The organism is Streptomyces sp. NPDC056128 (assembly GCF_042263835.1).
Taxonomy (GTDB): Bacteria; Actinomycetota; Actinomycetes; order Streptomycetales; family Streptomycetaceae; genus Streptomyces.
Genome location: NZ_JBHJVQ010000002.1, coordinates 582,246 through 603,037 on the forward strand (window position 1 = coordinate 582,246; position 20,792 = coordinate 603,037).

22 protein-coding genes and 4 pseudogenes are annotated in these 20,792 nt (G+C 68.9%); 8 read left to right on the forward strand and 18 right to left on the reverse strand.

The window, feature by feature from the left end; genetic code table 11:
• Positions 1–23: 23 nt before the first annotated feature.
• Both ACFC1X_RS06555 and ctaD read right to left on the reverse strand, forming a co-directional pair.
• Positions 24–389, reverse strand: coding sequence for a hypothetical protein (locus ACFC1X_RS06555; RefSeq protein ID WP_376349318.1), 366 nt, complete (start codon positions 387–389; stop codon positions 24–26).
• On the reverse strand, positions 386–2,122 hold the full coding sequence (gene ctaD / locus ACFC1X_RS06560; RefSeq protein WP_376349320.1) for a cytochrome c oxidase subunit I: 1,737 nt from the start codon (positions 2,120–2,122) through the stop codon (positions 386–388). The genes ACFC1X_RS06555 and ctaD overlap by 4 nt, the downstream gene beginning before the upstream one ends.
• Before the next feature lie 755 nt (positions 2,123–2,877).
• On the opposite strand from ctaD, the pseudogene ACFC1X_RS06565 reads away from it, so the two are divergent.
• Positions 2,878–3,057, forward strand: a pseudogene (locus tag ACFC1X_RS06565) (Rieske 2Fe-2S domain-containing protein); the annotation flags it as partial.
• A gap of 132 nt (positions 3,058–3,189) precedes the next feature.
• On the opposite strand, the gene ACFC1X_RS06570 reads toward ACFC1X_RS06565, so the two are convergent.
• The 3 genes from ACFC1X_RS06570 to ACFC1X_RS06580 form a co-directional block, all read right to left on the reverse strand.
• On the reverse strand, positions 3,190–3,558 hold the full coding sequence (locus ACFC1X_RS06570) for a hypothetical protein (protein WP_376349322.1): 369 nt from the start codon (positions 3,556–3,558) through the stop codon (positions 3,190–3,192).
• A gap of 106 nt (positions 3,559–3,664) precedes the next feature.
• Entirely contained in the window at positions 3,665–4,126 is a 462-nt protein-coding gene (locus ACFC1X_RS06575) for a TspO/MBR family protein (RefSeq protein ID WP_376349324.1), read from the reverse strand.
• Between the two features lie 164 nt (positions 4,127–4,290).
• Entirely contained in the window at positions 4,291–4,473 is a 183-nt protein-coding gene (locus ACFC1X_RS06580) for a DUF6480 family protein (protein WP_376349325.1), read from the reverse strand.
• A gap of 219 nt (positions 4,474–4,692) precedes the next feature.
• Between ACFC1X_RS06580 and ACFC1X_RS06585 the strand changes: the two genes are divergently transcribed.
• Positions 4,693–5,757 (forward strand): NAD-dependent epimerase/dehydratase family protein, encoded by a 1,065-nt coding sequence (locus ACFC1X_RS06585; protein WP_376349327.1) that lies wholly within the window; start codon positions 4,693–4,695, stop codon positions 5,755–5,757.
• 329 nt (positions 5,758–6,086) lie between these two features.
• On the opposite strand, the pseudogene ACFC1X_RS06590 reads toward ACFC1X_RS06585, so the two are convergent.
• Positions 6,087–6,966 (reverse strand): annotated as a pseudogene (locus ACFC1X_RS06590) (SDR family oxidoreductase).
• Positions 6,967–7,288: 322 nt separating this feature from the next.
• Here ACFC1X_RS06590 and ACFC1X_RS06595 point away from each other — a divergent pair.
• The gene (locus ACFC1X_RS06595) at positions 7,289–7,867 is read left to right on the forward strand and encodes a Dps family protein (RefSeq protein ID WP_376349329.1); all 579 of its coding nucleotides are present in this window, start codon (positions 7,289–7,291) and stop codon (positions 7,865–7,867) included.
• 42 nt (positions 7,868–7,909) lie between these two features.
• Here the strand turns inward: ACFC1X_RS06595 and ACFC1X_RS06600 are convergent, their stop codons facing one another.
• Positions 7,910–8,170: an HU family DNA-binding protein gene (locus ACFC1X_RS06600; RefSeq protein ID WP_376349331.1), complete on the reverse strand. Its 261-nt coding sequence runs from the start codon at positions 8,168–8,170 to the stop codon at positions 7,910–7,912.
• An 83-nt stretch (positions 8,171–8,253) separates the two neighbouring features.
• Positions 8,254–8,859: a flavodoxin family protein gene (locus ACFC1X_RS06605; protein ID WP_376349333.1), complete on the reverse strand. Its 606-nt coding sequence runs from the start codon at positions 8,857–8,859 to the stop codon at positions 8,254–8,256.
• 875 nt (positions 8,860–9,734) lie between these two features.
• On the opposite strand from ACFC1X_RS06605, the gene ACFC1X_RS06610 reads away from it, so the two are divergent.
• Positions 9,735–10,127 carry a DUF4440 domain-containing protein gene (locus tag ACFC1X_RS06610; protein WP_376349335.1) on the forward strand — a complete coding sequence of 131 codons (393 nt, stop codon included), beginning with the start codon at positions 9,735–9,737 and terminating at the stop codon, positions 10,125–10,127.
• Here the strand turns inward: ACFC1X_RS06610 and ACFC1X_RS06615 are convergent.
• The 4 genes from ACFC1X_RS06615 to ACFC1X_RS06630 form a co-directional block, all read right to left on the reverse strand.
• Positions 10,087–10,716: an RNA polymerase sigma factor gene (locus tag ACFC1X_RS06615; protein ID WP_376349337.1), complete on the reverse strand. Its 630-nt coding sequence runs from the start codon at positions 10,714–10,716 to the stop codon at positions 10,087–10,089. The genes ACFC1X_RS06610 and ACFC1X_RS06615 overlap by 41 nt on opposite strands.
• Positions 10,717–10,828: 112 nt before the next feature.
• A complete protein-coding gene (locus tag ACFC1X_RS06620) occupies positions 10,829–11,281 on the reverse strand; it encodes an SRPBCC family protein (RefSeq protein WP_376349339.1) in 453 nt (150 codons plus the stop codon).
• 167 nt (positions 11,282–11,448) lie between these two features.
• Positions 11,449–11,664, reverse strand: a complete 216-nt coding sequence (locus ACFC1X_RS06625) for a hypothetical protein (protein ID WP_376349789.1) — start codon at positions 11,662–11,664, stop codon at positions 11,449–11,451.
• Between the two features lie 148 nt (positions 11,665–11,812).
• Positions 11,813–12,223, reverse strand: coding sequence for an SRPBCC family protein (locus tag ACFC1X_RS06630; protein ID WP_376349340.1), 411 nt, complete (start codon positions 12,221–12,223; stop codon positions 11,813–11,815).
• Between the two features lie 151 nt (positions 12,224–12,374).
• On the opposite strand from ACFC1X_RS06630, the pseudogene ACFC1X_RS06635 reads away from it, so the two are divergent.
• The 3 genes and pseudogenes from ACFC1X_RS06635 to ACFC1X_RS06645 form a co-directional block, all read left to right on the forward strand.
• Positions 12,375–12,624, forward strand: a pseudogene (locus tag ACFC1X_RS06635) (transposase); the annotation flags it as partial.
• A gap of 583 nt (positions 12,625–13,207) precedes the next feature.
• Positions 13,208–14,257 (forward strand): ABC transporter permease, encoded by a 1,050-nt coding sequence (locus tag ACFC1X_RS06640; protein ID WP_376349342.1) that lies wholly within the window; start codon positions 13,208–13,210, stop codon positions 14,255–14,257.
• A 57-nt stretch (positions 14,258–14,314) separates the two neighbouring features.
• Entirely contained in the window at positions 14,315–14,797 is a 483-nt protein-coding gene (locus ACFC1X_RS06645) for a MarR family winged helix-turn-helix transcriptional regulator (protein WP_376349344.1), read from the forward strand.
• Between the two features lie 428 nt (positions 14,798–15,225).
• On the opposite strand, the gene crcB is transcribed toward ACFC1X_RS06645, so the two are convergent.
• The 6 genes and pseudogenes from crcB to ACFC1X_RS06675 all read right to left on the reverse strand — a co-directional run.
• Positions 15,226–15,603 (reverse strand): fluoride efflux transporter CrcB, encoded by a 378-nt coding sequence (gene crcB / locus ACFC1X_RS06650; RefSeq protein ID WP_376349346.1) that lies wholly within the window; start codon positions 15,601–15,603, stop codon positions 15,226–15,228.
• On the reverse strand, positions 15,596–15,949 hold the full coding sequence (locus ACFC1X_RS06655) for a DUF190 domain-containing protein (RefSeq protein ID WP_376349348.1): 354 nt from the start codon (positions 15,947–15,949) through the stop codon (positions 15,596–15,598). Before ACFC1X_RS06655 ends, crcB begins: the two co-directional genes overlap by 8 nt.
• Positions 15,946–16,440: a fluoride efflux transporter FluC gene (locus ACFC1X_RS06660; protein WP_376349349.1), complete on the reverse strand. Its 495-nt coding sequence runs from the start codon at positions 16,438–16,440 to the stop codon at positions 15,946–15,948. The genes ACFC1X_RS06655 and ACFC1X_RS06660 overlap by 4 nt, the downstream gene beginning before the upstream one ends.
• 239 nt (positions 16,441–16,679) lie before the next feature.
• The gene (locus tag ACFC1X_RS06665) at positions 16,680–16,883 is read right to left on the reverse strand and encodes a hypothetical protein (RefSeq protein ID WP_376349350.1); all 204 of its coding nucleotides are present in this window, start codon (positions 16,881–16,883) and stop codon (positions 16,680–16,682) included.
• Positions 16,880–18,196 carry a Na+/H+ antiporter NhaA gene (gene nhaA, locus ACFC1X_RS06670; protein ID WP_376349351.1) on the reverse strand — a complete coding sequence of 439 codons (1,317 nt, stop codon included), beginning with the start codon at positions 18,194–18,196 and terminating at the stop codon, positions 16,880–16,882. The genes ACFC1X_RS06665 and nhaA overlap by 4 nt, the downstream gene beginning before the upstream one ends.
• A gap of 157 nt (positions 18,197–18,353) precedes the next feature.
• A pseudogene (locus ACFC1X_RS06675) lies at positions 18,354–18,554 on the reverse strand (YkvA family protein); the annotation flags it as partial.
• Positions 18,555–18,926: 372 nt separating this feature from the next.
• On the opposite strand from ACFC1X_RS06675, the gene ACFC1X_RS06680 reads away from it, so the two are divergent.
• Positions 18,927–20,210: a PP2C family protein-serine/threonine phosphatase gene (locus ACFC1X_RS06680; RefSeq protein WP_376349353.1), complete on the forward strand. Its 1,284-nt coding sequence runs from the start codon at positions 18,927–18,929 to the stop codon at positions 20,208–20,210.
• Positions 20,211–20,792 lie beyond the last annotated feature (582 nt).

The following is a 20,792-nucleotide window of genomic DNA, read 5'->3' on the forward strand; positions in this document are numbered from 1 at the left end:
GTGGTGCGGTGGTGGTCGACCTGTCAGCGGTTCATTAGGCAGGCCAGTGAGCAGCCGGCCACCAGCAGGCAGGCGCAGACGGCGTGCGCTTTGAGGAGCGCGTGGCGCAGGTGCTGGTAGCGGTTCTCGTACTCGCCCCGCAGGCGCTTGGCCCGGTCGGCTGTCACCTGCAGTGCCTGCCTTGTGAGGCCCAGGCGCTGCTGCACGTAGTGCCGGGTGAGGTCCTCGGCCTGGCCGGTGGTGAGCCAGGGCAGACGGCAGCAGAGGACCGCCGCCTCACTCCGCGCTCGTTCCAGCTCGGCCTGCGCGAGCAGGTACCCCTCCGCTTCGTTGGCCAGCACGGCGCCCTCACCGTCCGGCGAGCCCTGGCGGCGCTGTCTCGCTGTCACGGCCGCGCTTCTCCGCGTTCGGCCGCCGTTTCCCCGTGATAGCGGGCGACGTTCTCCCACTGGTCCAGCTGGCTGACGTCCGGGTGGTGCAGGTCGAAGGCGGGTGACTCGGTGCGCACGCGGGGGAGGGTGAGGAAGTTGTGCCGCGGGGGCGGGCAGGAGGTCGCCCACTCCAGCGAACGGCCGTAGCCCCACGGGTCGTCGACGCCGACCGGCTTGCCGTACTTGGCGGTCTTCCAGATGTTGTACAGGAAGGGGAGCATGGAGGCGCCGAGCAGGAACGAGCTGATCGTCGAGATCGTGTTCAGGGCGGTGAACCCGTCGGCCGCCAGGTAGTCGGCGTACCGGCGCGGCATGCCCTCGGCGCCCAGCCAGTGCTGGACCAGGAACGTGCCGTGGAAGCCGACGAAGAGCGTCCAGAACGTGATCTTGCCCAGGCGCTCGTCCAGCAGCTTGCCGGTGAACTTCGGCCACCAGAAGTGGAAGCCCGCGAACATCGCGAACACCACCGTGCCGAACACCACATAGTGGAAGTGCGCCACCACGAAGTACGAGTCCGAGACATGGAAGTCCAGCGGCGGCGAGGCCAGGACGACACCGGTCAGACCACCGAACAGAAACGTGACCAGGAAGCCTGCCGACCACAGCATCGGCGTCTCGAACGAGAGCGAGCCCTTCCACATGGTGCCGATCCAGTTGAAGAACTTCACACCCGTCGGGACCGCGATCAGGAAGGTCATGAAGGAGAAGAACGGCAACAGCACGCCGCCCGTCACGTACATGTGGTGCGCCCACACCGTCACCGACAGGCCCGCGATCGCGATCGTCGCCGCGATCAGACCCGTGTAACCGAAGATCGGCTTGCGGGAGAAGACCGGGATGACCTCGCTGACGATGCCGAAGAACGGCAGCGCGATGATGTACACCTCGGGATGCCCGAAGAACCAGAACAGGTGCTGCCACAGCAGCGCCCCGCCGTTTCCGGCATCGAAGATGTGCGCACCGAACTTACGGTCCGCCATCAGCGCGAGGAGCGCACCGGCGAGGACCGGGAAGGCCAGCAGGACCAGCACCGCGGTCAGCAGCACGTTCCACGTGAAGATCGGCATCCGGAACATCGTCATGCCGGGCGCGCGCATGCAGATGATCGTGGTGATGAAGTTGACCGCGCCGAGGATGGTACCGAAGCCGGAAAAGGCCAGACCCATGACCCACAGGTCACCGCCGAGACCGGGCGAGTGGATGGCGTCCGACAGGGGGCTGTAGGCGAACCAGCCGAAGTCGGCGGCACCGTTCGGCGTGAGGAACCCGCCCACCGCGATGGTCGAGCCGAACAGGTACAGCCAGTAGGCGAACATGTTCAGCCGCGGGAACGCCACGTCCGGCGCGCCGATCTGCAGCGGCATGATCCAGTTCGTGAAGCCCGAGAACAGCGGCGTCGCGAACATCAGCAGCATGATCGTGCCGTGCATCGTGAACGCCTGGTTGTACTGCTCGTTCGACACGATCTGGATTCCCGGCCGGGCCAGCTCGGCGCGCATGACCAGCGCCATCACCCCGCCCACGAGGAAGAAGACGAACGACGTCACCAGATACAGCGTGCCGATCGTCTTGTGGTCCGTGGTCGTCAGCCAGCTGACCACGACCTTGCCGGGGCTCTTGCGCCGGAGCGGGAGCTCGTCTGCGTAATGCGAATCTGCGGGCGCAGAACCCTGCGGTTCGAGGACTGTCACAGCTTGCACATCTCTCAATACTCAAAGTTACCTACGGGTGGCTGTCATCCTGCCGCACCCAAAGCAGCACGGCAGTGAAGGCGAGCGACACGCCGATCAACCGGGTTCGATTGCGCCCGGACGGCGCGCGATCCACCATCTGGCCCTCCGCCAGCCCGTACCGACGAAGGCGGGCGGAGAGTTCGAGTCCACGCCTGCTTCCGCTGCTCTCGCCCCGTGGCGGCGCTGGCGGGTGCGCCCTGCGGCGCATCTCATCCGCGGCGAGCAGGGGCCTCGATGCCTAACATGAAAGGAACGGCTCGTGCCGCCCCCGCCTCGGCGGTCGCGCCGTGCCCGGCCGGGCAGCCGACCACCTCCCGGCCGGGCCATGTACGGTCCTGTCCTTGAGGATCTCTGAAAGTGGGTGTGGAGATGGCGTCGGGATCGGCCGCTCGTCGGCGTCTGAGCTTCTGCTCGCGCAGAGCCTGGTTCGCCCTTCGCGCGCAGATCAGGCGTCTGCCCCGCCCGGGACGACAGCGCCCGTGGTCGAAGGCCGCCGGCCGCCCCGGAGGACCCATACGGCTACGCCCGCCTACGTCTCGAAACGTTCAAAAGCAGGAGCCCGAGCGGAGACCGTAGGCTGCCCGCCCTGACTCAGCACGCCGCCCGCCTACGTGGCCAGGGTCCTGGACGTGGGGAGCCGTCGCAGGTCTCCCGGTCGCAGTCGATGCCGACGGGCCCGCAGCGTCTCGCTGCGCGTGGACGCCGGCCGCTGCCGGGATGAGACGGGCGCCCTGCAGGCCTCTTCGGCCCGCTGTACCCGCCTCGGCTGTCTGGTCGCCTTCAACGCGGCCGAACGCGCCTGGGAGTGCCCCTGCCACGGCTCCCGCTTCGACACGGACGGCAAGGTGATCGAGGGCCCGGCGACCAAGCCGCGGGAGCGACGCGACATCTGACCGTAGAAGTCGGTATCCGCAACCGCGAGGACCCATTCCTATGTGTCATCCACGCCACACCGGGGCACTGTTTGTGCGCGGTCTAAAGGGCCCGAGTTCTTCGGGCAAGTGTCGCCGAGGCGGGGACACGCTCTAGCGGAAGGTATCCCCGGCGGCTACTGCGCACAGTGCGCCCCACGCGGCGGCGAAGCCGGCGACCTTGAGGCGTCGCTCGGTGTCCGGGAGCAGGGTGCCGAAGAGGGCGGCGTCCGACCAGTCGGCCGCTACCCGGCACGCGGTCGCGGTGCGCCGCGCTGGCGGATCGCCGGCGGTGAGCATGGCGATGCCGATCGCGACGTCCCGGGCTCCGATGGCTCTGATCAGCAGCCCGGTCGACGCCGGCACGGCCCCGTCGGCGCTGATGAGGCCGCAGGGCCTGGCCAGCCAGACGGGCCGGATGATGATGGCCGCGCTGTACGCGGCGGTCGCCGCACCCAAGATCCGCACCGCGGTGCCGCCCACGACGTCCTCCTCGCTCAGGCAATCCAGAGGACCTCGTGTTCCCACGAGGCCGGTGGCGACACTGGCCAGTCACGACAGTCGCCGTCCAAGCAGGGAGAGGGCCTGGCTATGCGTTGTTCAGCCAGAGATTCAGGTTGAGCGCGGCGGCGTAGGAGACCCAGGCCGCGTAGGGCAGCAGCAGAAGCGCGGCGGAGCGACGTTGCCGGCCGAAGGTGATGAGTGTTGAGGCCAGTGCCACCAGCAGCAGGCAGATGTCGGCGAAGGCAAATCCGTACTGGCCAGCGGCGAAGAACAGTGGCGTCCAGGCCAGATTGAACACCAGTTGCAACCCCCACCAGGTCATCGCCGGTCGGGCCCGCGCCGACGACTGGCGCAGGAACAGCCAGGCGGCAACGGCAATGGTTGCGTACAGAATGGTCCATACGGGGCCGAAGAGCGATGCGGGCGGGGCCCAGGCGGGGCGGTCGAGGGATTGGTAGGTGCTGCCGGCGTCGGCCGAGGCCACGGCACCGATGGCGGCGACGGCGTAGCAAGCTCCCAGCAGGCCCAGCAGCATCGGCAGGCCCACGCGGGGTCGTCTGCTGGCTTCGTGGTGACTGTTTGACACTGTGCTCCCGTCCCTCGGCCAGCCCCTCGGCGTTGCGCGGCTTCCCGGGTGCCCGGGTGCGATCTGGGCACACGCTGGCCCGGCCGGTGGTGGGCCGCTGCCCCTGCGATGGCTCTGTGGAGCGGTTACATCAGGGAAATGGCGCGGGCGACGAAGAATGCCGCGAAGATCACGGCGCCGATGAGGATGATCCACGTCCAGATGCGGGGGTGCTCCCAGATGCCGCCGTCGGGGCGCTCTTCGTGGGCCTCGGCGGTGGAGCCTTCGACGGGGGGGGTTTCCTCAGGAGGTACGCGCGGTTCCGCCATGCTTCCAGGCTACGCCCGGGATACATGTCCAGCGGGGCTGCGGGCCGATCAGGTACGGACCGTACCGGTTGTTCGACTGGCTCGGGGCGCTGCGTTTCTGCCCGTCGCTTGGCTGGCCCAAGGGGGTACGGCGCGCAGAGCAGAGCCGGTGGTGCCATCGTCCGCCGTATGCCGGAGTGCTCTGTGTGAACGAAGCAGGGGTGGGGCACCTGATCTCGCATGCGCATCGTGGTAACCGGGGCGACCGGAAATATCGGCTCCGTCGTCGTGCGACATTTGCAGGCCGAGGGAGCACACGACGTCGTGGGCCTGGCCCGGCGACTGCCTGAGGGTCATGAAACGTCACATGCTGACTGGCGTTCAGTGGACCTGAGTACCGATGCCTGCCATGAAGAGCTCCGCGAGGCATGTACCGGGGCGGATGCAGTCGTCCACCTGGCGTGGGGCTTTCAGCCTTCACACGATCTCGCCTACCTTGCCGACCTCGGCGTGGGCGGGACCCGCCGCGTCCTGCGAGCGGTCGCTGCAGCCGGTGTCCCGCACCTGGTCCACATGTCCTCAGTCGGCGCCTACTCGCCCAAGGACGACGACCGTCCAGTCGACGAGTCCTGGCCCACCCAGGGCGTGCGCAGCTCGCGCTACAGCCGGCACAAGGCGGCGGCCGAACGCCTGCTCGACCAGCACGACGCCTCCAGTGCCGGCACCCTCGTCACCCGTCTGCGTCCCGGGATCGTCGGGCAGCGTGCCGCAGGCAGCGCTCTCTTGCGCTACGGACTGCCCGCCCTCGTGCCCTCCCGCGCACTCGGCTGGCTGCCCATTCTGCCGATGGACCGAAGGCTGACCATTCCCATGGTCCACACCGACGATGTCGCCGCGGCCATCGTTCGGGTGCTGCACCGGCGTGCCGGAGGTCCGTTCAATCTCGCGGCCGACGTTCCCGTCACCGCCGCGGTTCTCGCGGACGTACTCGGTGCCAAGCTCGCACACGTGCCGTTCGCCGTCGTCCGCGCCGCCATGTCGGCCACCTGGCACGCACACCTCCAACCAGTCGACACCGGCTGGCTCGACATGGGCTTCGCACTCCCGACCCTGGACACGACCCGTGCCCGCACGGAACTCGACTGGGCCCCGACCAGACAGGGCCCCCAGGTACTCGCCGAACTGATCGACGGAATGCGCACCGCCGCGTCTGGCCGGACACCCTTGCTGCGCCGGCGCACGGTTTTCGGCGGGCTCGGCGACGCCATTCGTCATGGGCCCGTCGCTATGCGGCGGCGCCCGTGACCACCGGCGCGGCTCCCGCGCGTACCCACCTGTCGCCTGTACTCGCCATGGCCGCTGTCGCTGTCGCTGATGGCTGACCGACACTGGCGGTCGGCGCGATCACAGCCATGCTCACTGTCCGCAGCGAACTGCGTCCGCCCGACGCCGGCCGAGGAGACCCGCGATCGTCGGCGCGCCTACCTCGTGCCCTGTCCGCCGCCCTGTTCAGCGCCGGGTCGTGTAAGCAGAAATGCAGCAGTCCGTCGAGGGTGGGGGCCTGGGCTGGCCGGGAGCAGGAACGCGCATCGTGTCCTCGACCAGCTCGACGAAAGGGGAGCAGGACCCGCGCGTTACGGCAACGGCGTTCCGCCTGTCGCGTTGACGATCTCGGCTGTGATGTAGGAAGCCTCCTGGGAGGCGAGGAAGACGTACGCCGGGGCCATCTCGGCGGGCTGCGCGGGACGTCCGATGGGGGCCTGCTCACCGAAACGTCCGCGTGTCCGGCAGGGTCGCCGGGATCAGCGGCGTCCACACCGGGCCCGGCGCCACCGCGTTGACGCGGATGCCCTTCCCGATCAGCATCTGCGCCAGACCCTGGGTGAAGGTGACGATGGCGCCCTTGGTCGTCGCGTAGTCCAGCAGATGCGGACTGGGTTTGTACGCCTGCACCGACGCGGAGTTGATGACGCTGCCACCCTCCGGGAGGTGCGGCAGGGCCATCTTGCACAGCCAGAACATGCCGTACAGGTTGGTGCGCAGTATCCGGTCGAACTGCTCGGTGGAGATCGCCTCGATGCCGTCTGGCTGGGACATCTGGTACGCCGCGTTGTTCACGAGGACGTCGATCCGGCCGAACTCGGAGACGGCGCGGTCGATCAGCGCACGGCAGTTCTCCTCCTCCCGTACGTCGCACGCGACGGCCACGGCACGCCGACCGGCCTCCTCGATCAGCCGCACCGTCTCGGCGGCGTCGTCCTTCTCGTCGGCCAGATGGGTGAAGAGGACGTCGGCTCCCTCCCGGGCGAACGCCAGGGCGACCGCGCGGCCGATGCCGGAGTCGCCGCCGGTGATCACGGCCTTGCGGCCCTCCAGCCGGCCGCTGCCCCGGTAGGACTCCTCGCCGTGGTCCGGGGGCGGGTCCATCGGCCCCGTCCAACCGGGGTGCGGCTTGTCCTGGGAGGGAAACTCCGGGGTCGGGTGCTGCTCGCCGGGGTGCTGCTGTTCGGTCACGGGCCTGCCCCCTTGTTCCTGGCGTACGGCCCGGTGACCACACTGGGCGCGGCGACGAGTACCCACGATCACCGGCGTCCCCCGGCGTTTTCCCTCAGGCCCCCTCCGGGGATCGCCCTTGGGAGCGAGGGGCGTGCTGGAGCCGGACAGCGCGTTCGGGGCCGGGTCGGTGCCGGCTGCTCCGTCACACGTGGGGCGGGAGAGCGAGCCGGCGTGCTCCGCTGCGGTGACGCTCGCCGGGTGCCGGGCGCGGAGAGGCGACGAATCACTCCGAGCCTGTTCTTGTGTTCATCACCGCATCGGACGATCTGAAGGAGCAGCAGTGCCGTCACAGGGTTCCGACCTCTCATACACCGTGCCGGGAATGAGCACACAGGACAGCAGCGAGATCGTAGGGATGCTGCAGACGCGTCTGCACTCGCTCAACGATCTCCACCTGACGTTGAAGCACATCCACTGGAACGTCGTCGGCCCGCACTTCATCGCGGTCCACGAGATGCTTGACCCGCAGGTCGACAAGGTGCGGTCCATGACCGACGATGTCGCCGAGCGGATCTCCACCCTCGGTGGCCAGCCCAACGGGACGCCCGGTGCCCTGGTGGACGCGCGTACCTGGAGCGACTACTCGATCGGCCGCGCCGAGGCCATCGAGCACCTCGGCGCCCTCGATCTCGTCTACACGTCCGTCATCGAGGATCACCGGGAGGTCATGCGGGCCACCGAGACGCTGGACCCGGTCACCCAGGACATGTTCATCGAGCAGTTGCGCAGCCTGGAGCTGTTCCAGTGGTTCGTGCGCGCCCACCTGGAGACCGCCGGCGGCACGCTCAGCACCCGCGGCGCCACCACGGAGAGTCGCGCAGCGGGCCAGGCCCGGGACCAGGCCCGCAACCAGCCCTGATCATCACCGGGCCAGGCCGCCCCCCATACGGCCTGGCCCGGCTCAGCTGACCGTGCCGTTGACGTACTCGTTCAGCGCCTGGCCCGGCCGCAGGGCGGCCTGGGAGTCGTCGTCGAGCTGGAAGGCACCGAATCCGATCACGGTGACGGTCTCACCCCTCTTGAGGCCCTCGGCGATCACCCCGGGCTGTTCCACCGTGCCGAAGAGCGCGTCGATGACCCGCTCCACGTCCTCCGGCGCCACCCCCGCGCCGGGCTCCGCTGTCTTGCGTACGGCGGCTTCGATCAAAGCGTCCTTGTCCACGAGGTTCCTTCCGGATCGGTGACGCGTGCCCAGGGCCCGTTGGGGCCTTGGGCCGGGCGCCTTCAGGGCAGCAGGCGTGGTGGTCAGGAGGGCGGGGCGGGCAGGGGCATCGCGCCCAGGGCGCGGGCTGCGTGGACGAGGTTCGAGGCCATGGCCCGGCCGGTGGAGGCGGCCCAGTCGTGGCCGCGGTCGTCGTCGAGGTAGTCGGGGCCGGGTCCGGGTCCGAGGTGCCAGTAGGTCCAGGCCTGGCCGGGGATGGTGTAGCCGATGTCGCCGAGTGCGCCGTTGATCTCGCTGATGACGTGGTGGGCACCGTCCTCGTTGCCGGTGACCAGGACACCGGCGGCGCGGTTGTAGGCGACGGGCCGGTCCTCATCGTCGGTCTTGCTCATCATGGCGTTCAGGCGTTCCAGGACACGCTGGGCGACGGAGGAGGGGCGCCCCAGCCAGGTCGGCGAGGCCATGACCAGAATCTGCGAGGCCAGCACCTTCTCGTGCACGCCGGGCCAGTCGTCACCCTCACCCATGTCGGTCTCGACGCCGGGCTTGAGGTTCAGGTCGACGGCCCGGACGACGTCCACCTGCACCCCGTGCCCTTTCAGGGCGGCGATGACGGTGCCGGCGAGCGCCTCGGTGTTCGAAGGCTCCGGGGACGGCTTGAGAGTGCAGTTGATCACGAGTGCGCGCATGAACCCTGTGTTCCCCGATCCCCCGCTGTACAACGGGAGCCGCCCTGGCGTTCCTCCGGACGGGGGCAGACCGCGTGCCGACAGGGAGGCCCACACGTTCGGTTGGCGCTGAGGAACTACCGGACCATGCCCGGGCGGCCTGCGCACCTCCTTCGGTCGGCCGTCGGCCTCGTGGGCTGGTGACAGTAAGCCCGCGTCGTGGCGCGCTCGTACGGGCTCATCGCCCGCCGGGAACTGCCCGCGTAGGGCAACCGAGGCCAGAGGGGCAGCCCTTGCTCCGCCCTGTAGCCGGTGCTGGAGGAAGGGGGCGGTGTTCACGTCCGCTGCGCTGCCACGCGTCTTTCGTGAGCACGGCCAACACCTTCGCCGAGTACTGCGTTGCTGCTGGTTCGGCGTATTCCGGGCGGCAGGGCAGGGCAGGGGGGTGGGGGTCTAGCGTTGCAGGAGCGGCTCGTGTTGCCCCCAGCCTCGGGCGGTCGTGCCGTGCCCGGCCGGGCAGCCGACCACCTCCCGGCCGGGCCATACATGGCCGGCCGGGGAACGACCTCGGGGAGCGAGGGCGGGGATGACGTCTGGAACGGTTGCCCTCCGACGCCTGATCTGGTGGGCGCAAGGCTTGGTCCGCTCTTCGCGCTCAGAGCAGGCGATGGCCCCCTGCCGGGACAGCAGCGCCGTGGTCGAAGGCCGTGGGCCGCCCCGGCGGGGGAAGGCGGCTGCGTCTGCCCGCCTCTCGTACTGAGCGGCCGCGGGAGCCGGAGCGGCGAGAGTAGGAAGCGTCAGCGGGTGGAGAACCTCTCTGACCGGGATGGAAGCAGATATTGCGGGCGTCTTGAAGTGGCCTCTCCCGGAGGCCTGGTGCTGGCTAGGCTGACGATGTGTACGACGTGGACGAGCAGGCGCTCCATACCGCGGTTGAGTTGGAACTGCGGCTGCTCGGTGTGCCGGTGCGGGCGTCGGCCCGCTTGGTGGGCGAGCTGCTCGATGTCAACTACTTCGAGTTCGACACGTCTGGCCTGCGCCGGGACCGGCCGGCGGCCTTGGCCGCGCACCGCGCCGCCCGTGTGCCCGACGGCTCAGTGAGCGTGGCGGACATGGGGGCAACGCTTCTTGCGCCGGGCCTGGTGCAGGTGACCTACTGCTCTCGTGACACGAGCGGAAGCGCCTGGCGCAGTTCGCTGTGGCGCCGCACAACCGTCGGCTGGCAACGCTTGTTCCATCAGAGCACGGTCATCGGCGACTGCCGATCTCCGGCGCGCCGGATGCCGTGATGTCCGCTGGTGCTGGCGGTGCGCTGTCGGAGACGCGGGTGCGCAGGATGGTCAGTCCGCGTCGGATGTGGCTCTTGACGGTGCCCAGGGGAGTCCCGGTGCATGCGGCGATCTGCTGGTGGGTCAGGTCATGCAGAAAGGCCAGGCTGACCATGCGCCGTTGCGTCGGCGGAAGCATGCCGAGAACTTGGTCGACGAAGATCCTGTCCAGCGGACTGTCGGCCGTGTTCCACCAGGCGCTCGGCTGCTGCACCAGGGCGTCAACAGCTCTCTGCTGACGTTGACGCTGGTGGTAGAGGTCATGGATGCGGTGGCGGGCGATGCCGTGCAGCCACGCCGCGAAAGACCCGTGCTCGGGCCGGTAGGTGGCCCGGCCGCGCCAGGCGGACACGAAGGTGGCCTGGACGGCGTCGGCGGCGTCCTCGGGATCGCGCAGCCGGTTCAGGGCGTAGCGATGGATGACCGGCGCATACGTGCGGTAGGCCTCGGCCAGGCCCTGGAGATCGTCTGCCTGCAGCCGCCGGGCCCACCTCTCGTCGCTGGCCCGGTCGGTGGTCGATGAGGCGGTGTGCGGCGTGGGGCGGACCACCGAGTGGCCTTCCGCGGCCGGCGGCACGCGAGCAGCCGCGCCGCCTGAGCATGGACCCGGCGTTCGCTCTGCCGCCGGCACGGGGGTGGCGACCACCTGGCTGCTCTCCGGTTCAGACCTGGCCGCGCCAGGCACCGGTCTCGATGCCTCCGCGCTGCTCGATGAAGGCCTTGAACCGTCCCAGATCGCCGGTGATCTGGCGCTGGACGAAGCCGAGTTTGTCGCCGAGGGTCTCGGCGATGCCTTCAGGGGCGTACTCCATCTGCAGTACGACCTTGGTCATGGTGGGGCCGATGGTGTGGAAGGTGACGACGCCGGCCTGCTTGGCCTCGCCCTCGACGGTGGTCCAGGCGACGCGTTCGTCGGGGACCTGCTCGGTGATCTCCGCGTCGAACTCCCGGCTGATGCCGCCGATCTTCGTCTTCCAGTGGGTCAGCCGGTCACTGCGCTGCTCGATCGACTCGACACCGTCCATGAACTCGGGGAAGTCCTCGAACTGGGTCCACTGGTTGTAGGCGGTACGGACGTCGACATTGACCTCGATGGACTCTTCTACCTGCGGCACGACAGGGGCCTCGCTTCCTTGGCGATCAGCGCTGGGTACTGCACCAGCCCTTCCGGAGTTCCTGGCGACGCTCCGTTCATGCCTGCATTTCTCTTCCCGTTGGCCCCAGCCGCCTCCACGACCGCCTGTGGCCGTCGCTGGTGGCGCCAGCGGGCGGAAGGAAGCTGCTATTTCTCGTAGTTGGCCAGGGCCAGGCCCAGGGTGAAGAAGGTGGGGGCCCATTCGCCGACGAAGATGCCCCAGCGGTCGGCTCGCTCCTCACCCTTGTGTTCCACGCGCATCGAGGCGTTCCAGGAGACGACGGTCAGGGCGATGGAGGCGAAGCCGGCCGCATAGGCGTGCTCGGATCGGAGGCCGCATTCATGGAGCTTCTTGACGATCACCGTGGTGCTCGCTTTCGTGGCGGGGGAGTGGGCCAGAGATGCACCGTCCACTCCACCGCCACGACAGCCACCTCGCCATCGGGCGCGTCCGGACGGGTGGGTCTCGCCACGTCTGCCGGGGCGGCGCTGCCGTGCGGCGGGGCCGTGGCTAGTGCTCGGCCTGCTCGACGGCGTTCCTGATGCCGCGCAGGGCCTCTGTGAGGCCGTCCTCGACGGGCTTGCCCTCGGTTCGTTCAGTGTGCAGTTCGACCGTGAGCTCGGAGGATTCGGCGTCGCCGGCGGTGATGTGGAGGCGGCCGTGGTAGTCGTTGGGCCCGGGGGAGCTCCATTCCAGGCTCTTGCCTTCTTCGGTGACGCGGATGAAGGCGTCGCTGGTGACGTCCTGTTCCGGCCCGTCGGGTGGGTCGATGTGGGCGCTGACGGTGACGCGGTCACCGCCCTGCGGGTGGGCGGCGGTCAGGCGCGGCAGGTACGCGGGCAGGTTCTTCACGTCGGCCAGGTAGCGAAACAGCCGCTCTGGCGGGACCTCTACGGTGATCGACTTTGTGTACATTCCCATGCCTGTGGCTGTTCCCGTCCCGGCATGTCCGTAACGGCCGCAGCGCGGGAAGCAACTGCTCGGGCGACTCCAGTGTCTGGTCCTCGCCGTCGGCGCCCCGTACGTCGACCGTTACTTACTGATCGTTTCAGAGCGAACTGCATCGTGAGTCTTGAAAGTTGCGTGTTGTGCCGACGTAATCTGTCGGGTGTCTGCTGATCTTGTGCCGGATGACCTGTGGGAACGTGTGGCCCCGTTGTTGCCGGATCGTCCGCCGAGGCGGCATCGGCATCCCGGGCGGTTGCGGCCCGGATGACCGGGCTGCGTCGCGCGGCATCGTCTACGTCTTGTGCAAGGGCCTGAGCTGGCGGGCCGTTCCGGCGGAACAGGTCGGCTGCAGCGGGGTGATTCGCCGAGCTTGGGGAAAACACGTTCGATGCTGTGGCGGTGTGCGTCCGCGTCGGCGTCACTCATGGCCTCTGTGACCACAACGATGTGGCGACCGTAGTCGGAAGCCGAGCGTGCTGTCGACTCGACGCCCGCGCTGTGTTTTCTGGGGAGGCGTCGGTCAGAATGGCGGCCGAGTTCGCCGTGAGCATCGCTCCGTCGACGGCTTGCCCCAGTCGCCAGGCGATCAGCCACATCGCCGCGTGGCCTCCGCCGAAGGGGTCGACGGACAGCAGGATCGAGGCGAGAGTGAAGACCGCGAATCCGGAAATGTTGGCTCGGACCGCATTCCGGTTGGTGCGGGTGACCTCGTGCGAGCGCCAACCTGTGCGCGGCCGACACGGCTCGCCCTGTAGCTGTCCCACTTCAGCTGCGCCGGGGACCCCAGTGTCAGCGTCGGCGTCGACGTCTTCCCACATCAGGACCACGACCCGGCGCGTCTTCTCCTGACGGCCAACCGGGTCGCCGTCCTCTGTCTCCCGGTTTCAATAAGGCACCTTACAGTTTCAGCTAGTATTGGAAGGCACCTTACAGTGAGAGAACAGAGGCTCCCCTTCCATGCCCGAACGCACTATCCACACCGAGCCGCACCCCACGTCCCCGCAGCATGTGATGGACGGGGCGCCCGCGCAGCAAGGCGCCACCGGACTGAGAGGTGTCCTGCTGCCGGTCGCGATCGTGCTGATCATCGGCTCCCTCTTCGTCAGCGTCTTCCTGGCCGCGTTCCACGCCCCCCAGCCCCATGGCCTGCCGGTCGCGGTCGCCGGCACCGGCGGGCAGGTCGAACGGGTCACCGGCGGCCTGGAGCGCGGGCTGCCCGGCGGGTTCGAAGTGAAGGGCTACGCCGATGAGGGCTCCGCTCGGCAGGCCGTACGGGAGCGCGCGGTCTACGCCGCCTACCTGATCGGCGACGGCGCCCCTTCCGAGCTGCTGTACGCCGGGGCCAACGGCCCGAGCGTGACCTCCACCGTCGTCAGCGCCTTCTCCGAAGTCGCCCAGGCAAGCGGTGACCGTCTCACCCAGCAGGACGTCGTCCCCGCCTCGGCCGGCGACAGCCGGGGCATGTCCGTCTTCTACGCCGGTTTCGGCATCGTCCTGGCCGGCTTCCTGTTCGGCATGATGACCTATCAGATGGCGCCGCGTCTCCGGTACCGCTGGCGAATGGCGAGCCTGGGCACGTTCAGCTTGCTCGGCGGCGTCATCGTGGCTCTGATCACCGGCAGCCTCGGATTCGAGGCGCTGCCCGGCCCCTTCGTGGGGATCGCCGGAGTCGTCGCCCTGATAGCCGCGGCCGTCGGCGGCACGACCATGGCTTTCATGCGACTGTTCGGCAAGGCCGGCATGTCGCTGGCCTCCGTCGTCCTGCTGACCTTCGGAAACGCGACAAGCGGTGGCACATTGCCCGCCGCCTACCTCCCCAACTGGCTGCAGCCGCTGTCCGAGATCCTTCCGGTAGGAGTCGGGGTGCGCGCCCTGCAGGGTCTGTCGCACTTCGACAACGACGGCCTGCTCCTCGGTGTCCTGGTCCTCACGGCATGGGCCCTCGCCGCCGCGGCGACGCTGTACTGGCGCGACTCGCACCGCCCTCGCCGCAAGGCCGCTGTCTGACGTGGTGGACCGGACTGCTCCCGCCGGCCGCGACGTGCCCGTTCCTAGACTGGAGGTGTGACGGACACCGTGTTTCCCACCATCGGATACCTCGCCTGGCAGCTCTCGCAGAACATCGCAGGGAAGCTCGAGCGGGAGTTGCGGGCGCTGGACCTCACGCTGGCGCAGTACAACGCCCTGCTGCACACCGTGCGCACGCCGGGGCTCTCCTCGGCGGACATCGCGCGCCGTTCCGGCCTCACGGCCCAGTCGATGGGAGCTGCGGTGATCCAGCTCATCGAACGAGGACTCCTGCGCCGGGAGCCGCATCCGACGAGCCGCCGCAGCATGTGCCTGTTCGCCACCGAGGAGGGACATGCCGCCACCGCCCATGCCGACGCGGTCGCCGGCCGCATCACAGCCGAGGCGACCTCGCACTTCTCTCAGGCCGACAACGCCATCCTGCACCGTCTGCTGTACCGCCTGGTAGAGGAACTGAATCCGGACTCCCTCGCTCCGGGCGCCCGGCCGCAGGCCCTGACCGGGCCGGAGCAGCCGTGAGCGTCAGATTTCGCGAACGTCAGATCGCAGGCCGGTGAGCTGAGAACGCCCTGGAGCACGTGGTGGAGGCTCACCCCAGATGCCCCCGCCTGCTCGAGGGCGCCAACGGAACCGGCACTGGCACCGGGACCCAGATCCCCGCCGGTGACACCGCTATGGCCGCATCAGGACCAGAAGCGGCGGGGTCGGTCCGCGACTGGCCCCAATCCCAGGCGCGGGATGAGGGCGGCGGCTTCGCCAATGCCGGTGACCGCGCCGACGACTGCGGCGGTGGCACCGAGGTGGCCAGGAGGGGCCGGTAATGGAGCGGGCGCCTTCGTAGACGGAGTCGGCCAGCCGGCTCACCGTGGCGAAGGTGATCAGGAACCGTCACGTACCTGTGCCCGGCGCGCGCCGTCCGCCTGCTGTCTGCGCGGTGTTGGTCCGGGTCATGCGAACAGGGCCTGGGCGAGGGCGAAGCCGACGAAGACCGCGCCGAGGCCGGCCACGATGGAGACGGCGACGTTGGCCGCGGCGAAGAACTTCGCGCCGCTCTCGGCCAGGCGCAGCGTCTCGTAGGAGAACGTCGAATAGGTGGTCAGCGCGCCGCACAGTCCGGTGCCCAGCAGCAGCTGCACGGTGTGTCCTGCGGTGCCGGACAGGGCGGCGCCGGTGAGGATGCCCAGGATCAGTGAGCCGACGGTGTTGGCGGTGAAGGTGCCCCAGGGGAAGATGGTGTCGTGGCGGGCCTGGACGGCCCGGTCGGTGAGGTAGCGCAGCGGGGCACCGACCGCGCCGCCGATCGCCACCAGCAGAAAGTCAGTCACCGTCCGTCCTCTGCGCGCCGTAGAAGCGGACGACCTGGACGGATTCGAGGGTGATCAGTCCCTCGATGTTCATGTCTTCCAGCTGCGAAACGAACGCCTGGATGGGTTCCTGGCCATCCACGATCACCACGGCCACGGGCAGGTCGTCGGCCATCGACAGCAGCCGGGTGGTGTGGACGATCTGCTGGCCGCCGAAGCCTTCCACGCCGTGGAAGATCGAGGCGCCGGCGAGTCCTGCTGCGTGGGCCCGGTGGACGATCTCGCTGCACAAAGGCTTGTGGTGCCATCGGTCGGTGTCGTCGATCAGGACGGTCAGCCGCAGCGCCGGCTGTGTGTTCCAGCTCATGATTGGCTCCACTTCGCCAGGATCCGGCGCGTGCTGAACGCGCCCACGGTCACCGCGGCCAGGGCAGCCACGGCGGTTGCGGCCAGATAGGTGAGCGCGATCCCCGCACGGCCGGCGGTGACGAGTCGCTCGATGTCCGCGCAGTAGGCGGAGAACGTGGTGAAGCCGCCCAGCACCCCGGTGCCGAAGAACGGCCGCAGCAGCGGGTGTGCGGAGAAGATCTCGGTGACCGCGACGAGGAAGATCCCGATCGCCAGGCACCCGGCGGTGTTCACCGCCAGGGTGGTGGCCGGGAAACCGTTGGCCGCGGTCGGCCACACCTGGGCGGCGCCGAAGCGGGCGACAGCGCCCAGCGCCCCACCCAGTGCGATCACCAGCAGTACGCCATAGTGCGAACGCCGCAGCTCCTGGCCCTGCACGGCATCGGCCAGGTCGATGTCGGGGTCCGTGGGCTCTGCAGCTATCGACAATCGGGTCTCGTCCGAACGCATGCCTCTCCTACACGTGGTGCCCCGACCGCGCGCGGGCAGGGTAGGTCACGGGTAGGGACTGTTGGCGGCACAATCGCCGCGGTTCGGGTTCGGCGAGCCCCACCGCCGAGCGGCACACATGGGTACCGCATGCGGTACCAGGATACCGTGGACCGCCTGGCGCGCGTTGGAACGTGCGGCGTCACGCCGCCCGTGTCAGGCGTAGTGGTGGGGCCGGGTCCCCACGGGCGGCTGTCGGCTCAGCGGCCGTCAGCGGGTCCGAATGGGCCCGAGGACTTTCGCGGCCACAGCGCGTGCAGGACGAGACGCAATGCCGCGGACGCGACGATCAGGCACAGGAATTTGAGCCACGCTGCCGCCACGATGCTGCCAACGATGACGCCCGCCACTGTGATGGCCAGCCACGCTGCGACCTTCATCGGGCTCGTGCGCGGGGCGTTCATGGCGTACCGGCCTGGTCGCGCTGGTAGACGTCGGGGATGCCGTCGCCGTCGTCATCGCGGTTTTCTTCCTCGGACAATCGCCGGTAGATCCGGTCACGCCGCTTGATCAAGGCTGCGGCGAGCACAGCAGCGATCAGTGAGGCGATCAGCACGGCGGCTTTGACCTGGTCCGCCTGCGCGGGATCGGGGAAGGCCAGCTCGCCGATCAGCAGCGCGACGGTGAATCCGATCCCGGCCAGCACGGCCAGGGCGAACACATCGGCCCAGGCCAGATCCGGATTGAGGCGGGCGCGGGTGAAACGCGCCGCGAGGTAGGTGCCGGCGAAGATGCCGACGACCTTGCCGATCACCAGGCCGATCACGACGCCGAGGGGTTCCGGGTGGGTGAAAACCTCTCCCAGCGATGTCACCGACACGCTCACCCCGGCCGCGAACAAAGCGAACAGCGGCACGGCGACGCCTGCGGAGAAGGGCCGCAGCAGGTGCGCGGTGTGATCGCCGGGCGATTGCTTCTCGGGTTTCCGGCCCTGCCGTCCGTCGTCCGCGCGAGTGCGCAAGATCAGGCCCATCGCGACTCCGGCCACGGTGGCGTGCACCCCACCGTTGTACATCAGGGCCCAGACGACCACGCCGAGGGGCAAATACCACCACCAGCCGCGTATCCGCATGCGCTGGAGCGCGTAGAACAGCACAAGTCCGGCGACGGCGCCGGCCAGGGCGAGGAGGTTGAGATCGCTGGTGAAAAACACCGCGATGACCACGATCGCACCCAGGTCGTCGACGACGGCGAGGGTCAGGAGGAAGGCGCGCAGCGCGGACGGCAGACTTGTGCTCAGGACGGCAAGGACCGCGAGGGCGAACGCGATGTCGGTGGCCATCGGGACCGCCCACCCGGTCAAGGTGCCGCCGCCGGCGGATGCCACCGCGATGTAGAGAGCGGCCGGCACCAGCATGCCGCACAGGGCAGCGACGACCGGCAGGGCGGCGGTCGCGGGGGTACGCAGTTCCCCCACGACCAGCTCCCGTTTCAGTTCTATCCCGGCTACCAGGAAGAACACGGTGAGCAGACCGTCCGAGGCCCAGTGCCCCACCGACAGATCCAAACCGAGCGCCGGGATCCCGAAGTGCGCGTCCCGCACCGTCTCGTAGGCCGACGCCCAGGGCGAGTTGGCCCAGACGAGCGCCACGACCGCAGCGGCCAGCAGGACCAGCCCGCCCACCGTCTCGGTCCGTAGCGCCTGGGCAACCACCCGGCGCTCACCCCAGGGCAGCAAACCCAGGAAAGGCTGACGTTCACGAGGAGCCGCACACATGGGGAAAGAAGCCTCCGGGGCACGATCGGCGAACGGACACAGTGGTCCCCTGTCGCCGACCAGACTTCCCGGCACACCAGCGCGCCCTCTTGACGCGTTCCTCACACCCTATGTGTAACGCGGCGGGCAGCACACGGTCACCGGGGTGAGGCTCCCCTCACCGGTCCGCGGACGAGCCAAGTGCCGGGGCCTGACGGCCGAGGCCAGTGAGACGGCGCAGGACGGCGAAGCCGTCCTCGGTGCCCGGCCAGTGCGCGCGCAACGCACTAATTCCGGCCCTGCGTACGACCCCGCGCAGGACGAAGCCCACGATGATCGCGTCGTCGGCGTAGCCGATGACTGGCAGAAAGTCGGGTAGGTCGTTCGGTGTAGCTCCCGATCACGGAGGAAGCATCGATGACCAGTGAGAACGTGTCTGCGCCGGGAGGTGTGACCCGTGGGATCCGTTCCGACCCGGGTCAGGGATCCTGCCGGCCACTCACGCGTGTTGCCGCCGACCATCGCAGGGAACAGGGGAAAGGGAGCGGAGATGACCCCCGCACGATCATGACCTGGAGCGTGTCTCACTCAAGGTCAACGCGACAGACCGCAGCTCTTGGTCGGACCGCAGGGATCTGGCTGGATGGTGCGGCTGGCACTGGATGTCACTGGTTCCGGGGAACGGACTGGCTCGGCGTTCTTCTGTGGCACGCCCGGGGCGGGGTAGGCGGGAGGTATGGATGAGTATGACGTGGATGCTGCGTTGCAGGCGGCGCTGGACCGGTTGACCCTGCTGAATCAATGTGCGGCGGTGTTGTCGAGCACGTTGGACGCGGTGGAGGGGATGCGGCGGCTGTGCCGCGTCCTGGCGCCGGGTCTGGCCGACTGGTGTGTCGCGGATCTGATGGACGACGACGGCCTCGTGCAGCGAGCTTGTGTCACCCACCGTGACCCGGACACGGTGACAGAGGGGCTGGCGGGGCCGCTGCCGAGGGTGCCGGAGACGGAGTCGGGACCGTGGTCACAGGTCCTGCGTGGCGCCGGTCCGCTGCTGTTGTCGGTCGACCAGATGCCGACCGCACGTGAGGCTACCGATCCTCTGCACGGCGTGAATCTGGACTTGTTCGCCCGCCTGGGCGGCGACAGCCTGATCGTGGCACCGCTGCGGGCCCGGCGTCGGGTGCTGGGCGCGGTGACTTTGGCCCGCGAGGCAGATCGTCCGCCGTTCGATGATGCGGATCTGGCCCTGGTGGAGGACCTGACGCACCGCATCGGCCTGGCGGTGGACAACGCCCGGCTCCATGCCGAGACTCAGGCGGTCGCGGAGCGACTGCAGCGCTCCCTGCTGCCGGACCTGCCGGTCGTGGACGGGCTGAGCATCACCGCCCGCTACGCGTCGGCCGCCTCCAGCGCGCAGATCGGCGGCGACTGGTACGACAGTTTCGTGCTCCCGCAGGGCCACACCGCCCTGATCATCGGCGATGTCACAGGTCACGACCTGCACGCGGCGGTGACCATGAGCCAGATGCGGAACATGCTGCGCGGAATCGCCTGTGACCGCCAGGAGCCCCCCGGCATGATCCTGCGCCGCCTGGACATCGCCGTCGACACCCTCTACCGCCACCGCACCGCCACCTGCGTGTACGCCCTGCTCAAGGGGCCAGAGGGCGGTCCCTACCTTCTGGAGTGGGCGCGGGCCGGGCACCCGCCGCCGCTGCTGGTCACCGCCGACGGCGACGCCAGCTACCTTCAGGACGCACACGGCATGCTGCTGGGAGCCGACTCATATGCCGAACGCGACAGCGCCAGCACACCACTGCCCGTCGGCAGCACCCTCCTGCTCTACACCGACGGATTGATCGAACGCCGCGGAGAATCCCTCGACCACAGCATGACCCGGCTGCGCCAGCACGCATCCGCCCTCATCGGCCACGATCTCGACACCATGTGCGACGAACTGCTCACAGCCCTCACCGCAGGCTCCAACGACGACATCGCCCTGCTCGCCGTACGCTTACCGCCTCCTGAGGATTGAGGAGGGGGGCGCATGGTTGGGCTCCTCTGCCATGTCGCGCATGCGGCTGTAGTGACTTCCGCGCCATCGACGGCCTGCTCGCCGCCGCGCCGACGGAGTAGGAACCGCTGCCGACCGCAGATGATGTGGACGGGCCGCACGTTCACCGCCCGTTAGGCAGCTCGCGACGTTCTGGACGTCACCCGCGTCACTCCCGCAGCTGATGGTGGAGGTCGCCGTGGACGTCGCCCGTGATGCCGCTGGCCGGTGGCGCCACCCGTCCGCCTCCACCGCGTACGCCCCGACCTGTCGGATGAGCGGCTGAACGCAAGACGGCCGATCCGGCCGATCCGCCGGATATATGCAGCTATCTTCGCGGGACTCCGCAGCCTCACAAACGGGTGCTGGCTACAATCCGTCCTGGGGCTGTTCTTCTTCGGTGGGGGTTGTGCTGACGATCAATGTGGCGGTGCTGCTGGCGGTCATCACCGTCGTGGGGGGGGGGGGGGCGGGGCCCCGGGCGCGACCCCCACCCCCACAAAAAAACCACCAGAAAAATTAGGTGTATAGAAAAGAAAACAAACCACCCCCCAAGAGACAAGA

What these genes read in the sequence shown, in the direction of transcription:
- ACFC1X_RS06580 (WP_376349325.1), bottom strand. Translation starts at nt 4,473, where the DNA reads ATGGCGGAACCGCGCGTACCTCCTGAGGAAACCCCCCCCGTCGAAGGC.
- ACFC1X_RS06585 (WP_376349327.1), top strand. Translation starts at nt 4,693, where the DNA reads ATGCGCATCGTGGTAACCGGGGCGACCGGAAATATCGGCTCCGTCGTC.
- ACFC1X_RS06605 (WP_376349333.1), bottom strand. Translation starts at nt 8,859, where the DNA reads ATGCGCGCACTCGTGATCAACTGCACTCTCAAGCCGTCCCCGGAGCCT.
- ACFC1X_RS06630 (WP_376349340.1), bottom strand. Translation starts at nt 12,223, where the DNA reads ATGGGAATGTACACAAAGTCGATCACCGTAGAGGTCCCGCCAGAGCGG.
- ACFC1X_RS06640 (WP_376349342.1), top strand. Translation starts at nt 13,208, where the DNA reads ATGCCCGAACGCACTATCCACACCGAGCCGCACCCCACGTCCCCGCAG.
- ACFC1X_RS06655 (WP_376349348.1), bottom strand. Translation starts at nt 15,949, where the DNA reads ATGAGCTGGAACACACAGCCGGCGCTGCGGCTGACCGTCCTGATCGAC.
- ACFC1X_RS06660 (WP_376349349.1), bottom strand. Translation starts at nt 16,440, where the DNA reads ATGCGTTCGGACGAGACCCGATTGTCGATAGCTGCAGAGCCCACGGAC.
- ACFC1X_RS06665 (WP_376349350.1), bottom strand. Translation starts at nt 16,883, where the DNA reads ATGAACGCCCCGCGCACGAGCCCGATGAAGGTCGCAGCGTGGCTGGCC.
- nhaA (WP_376349351.1), bottom strand. Translation starts at nt 18,196, where the DNA reads ATGTGTGCGGCTCCTCGTGAACGTCAGCCTTTCCTGGGTTTGCTGCCC.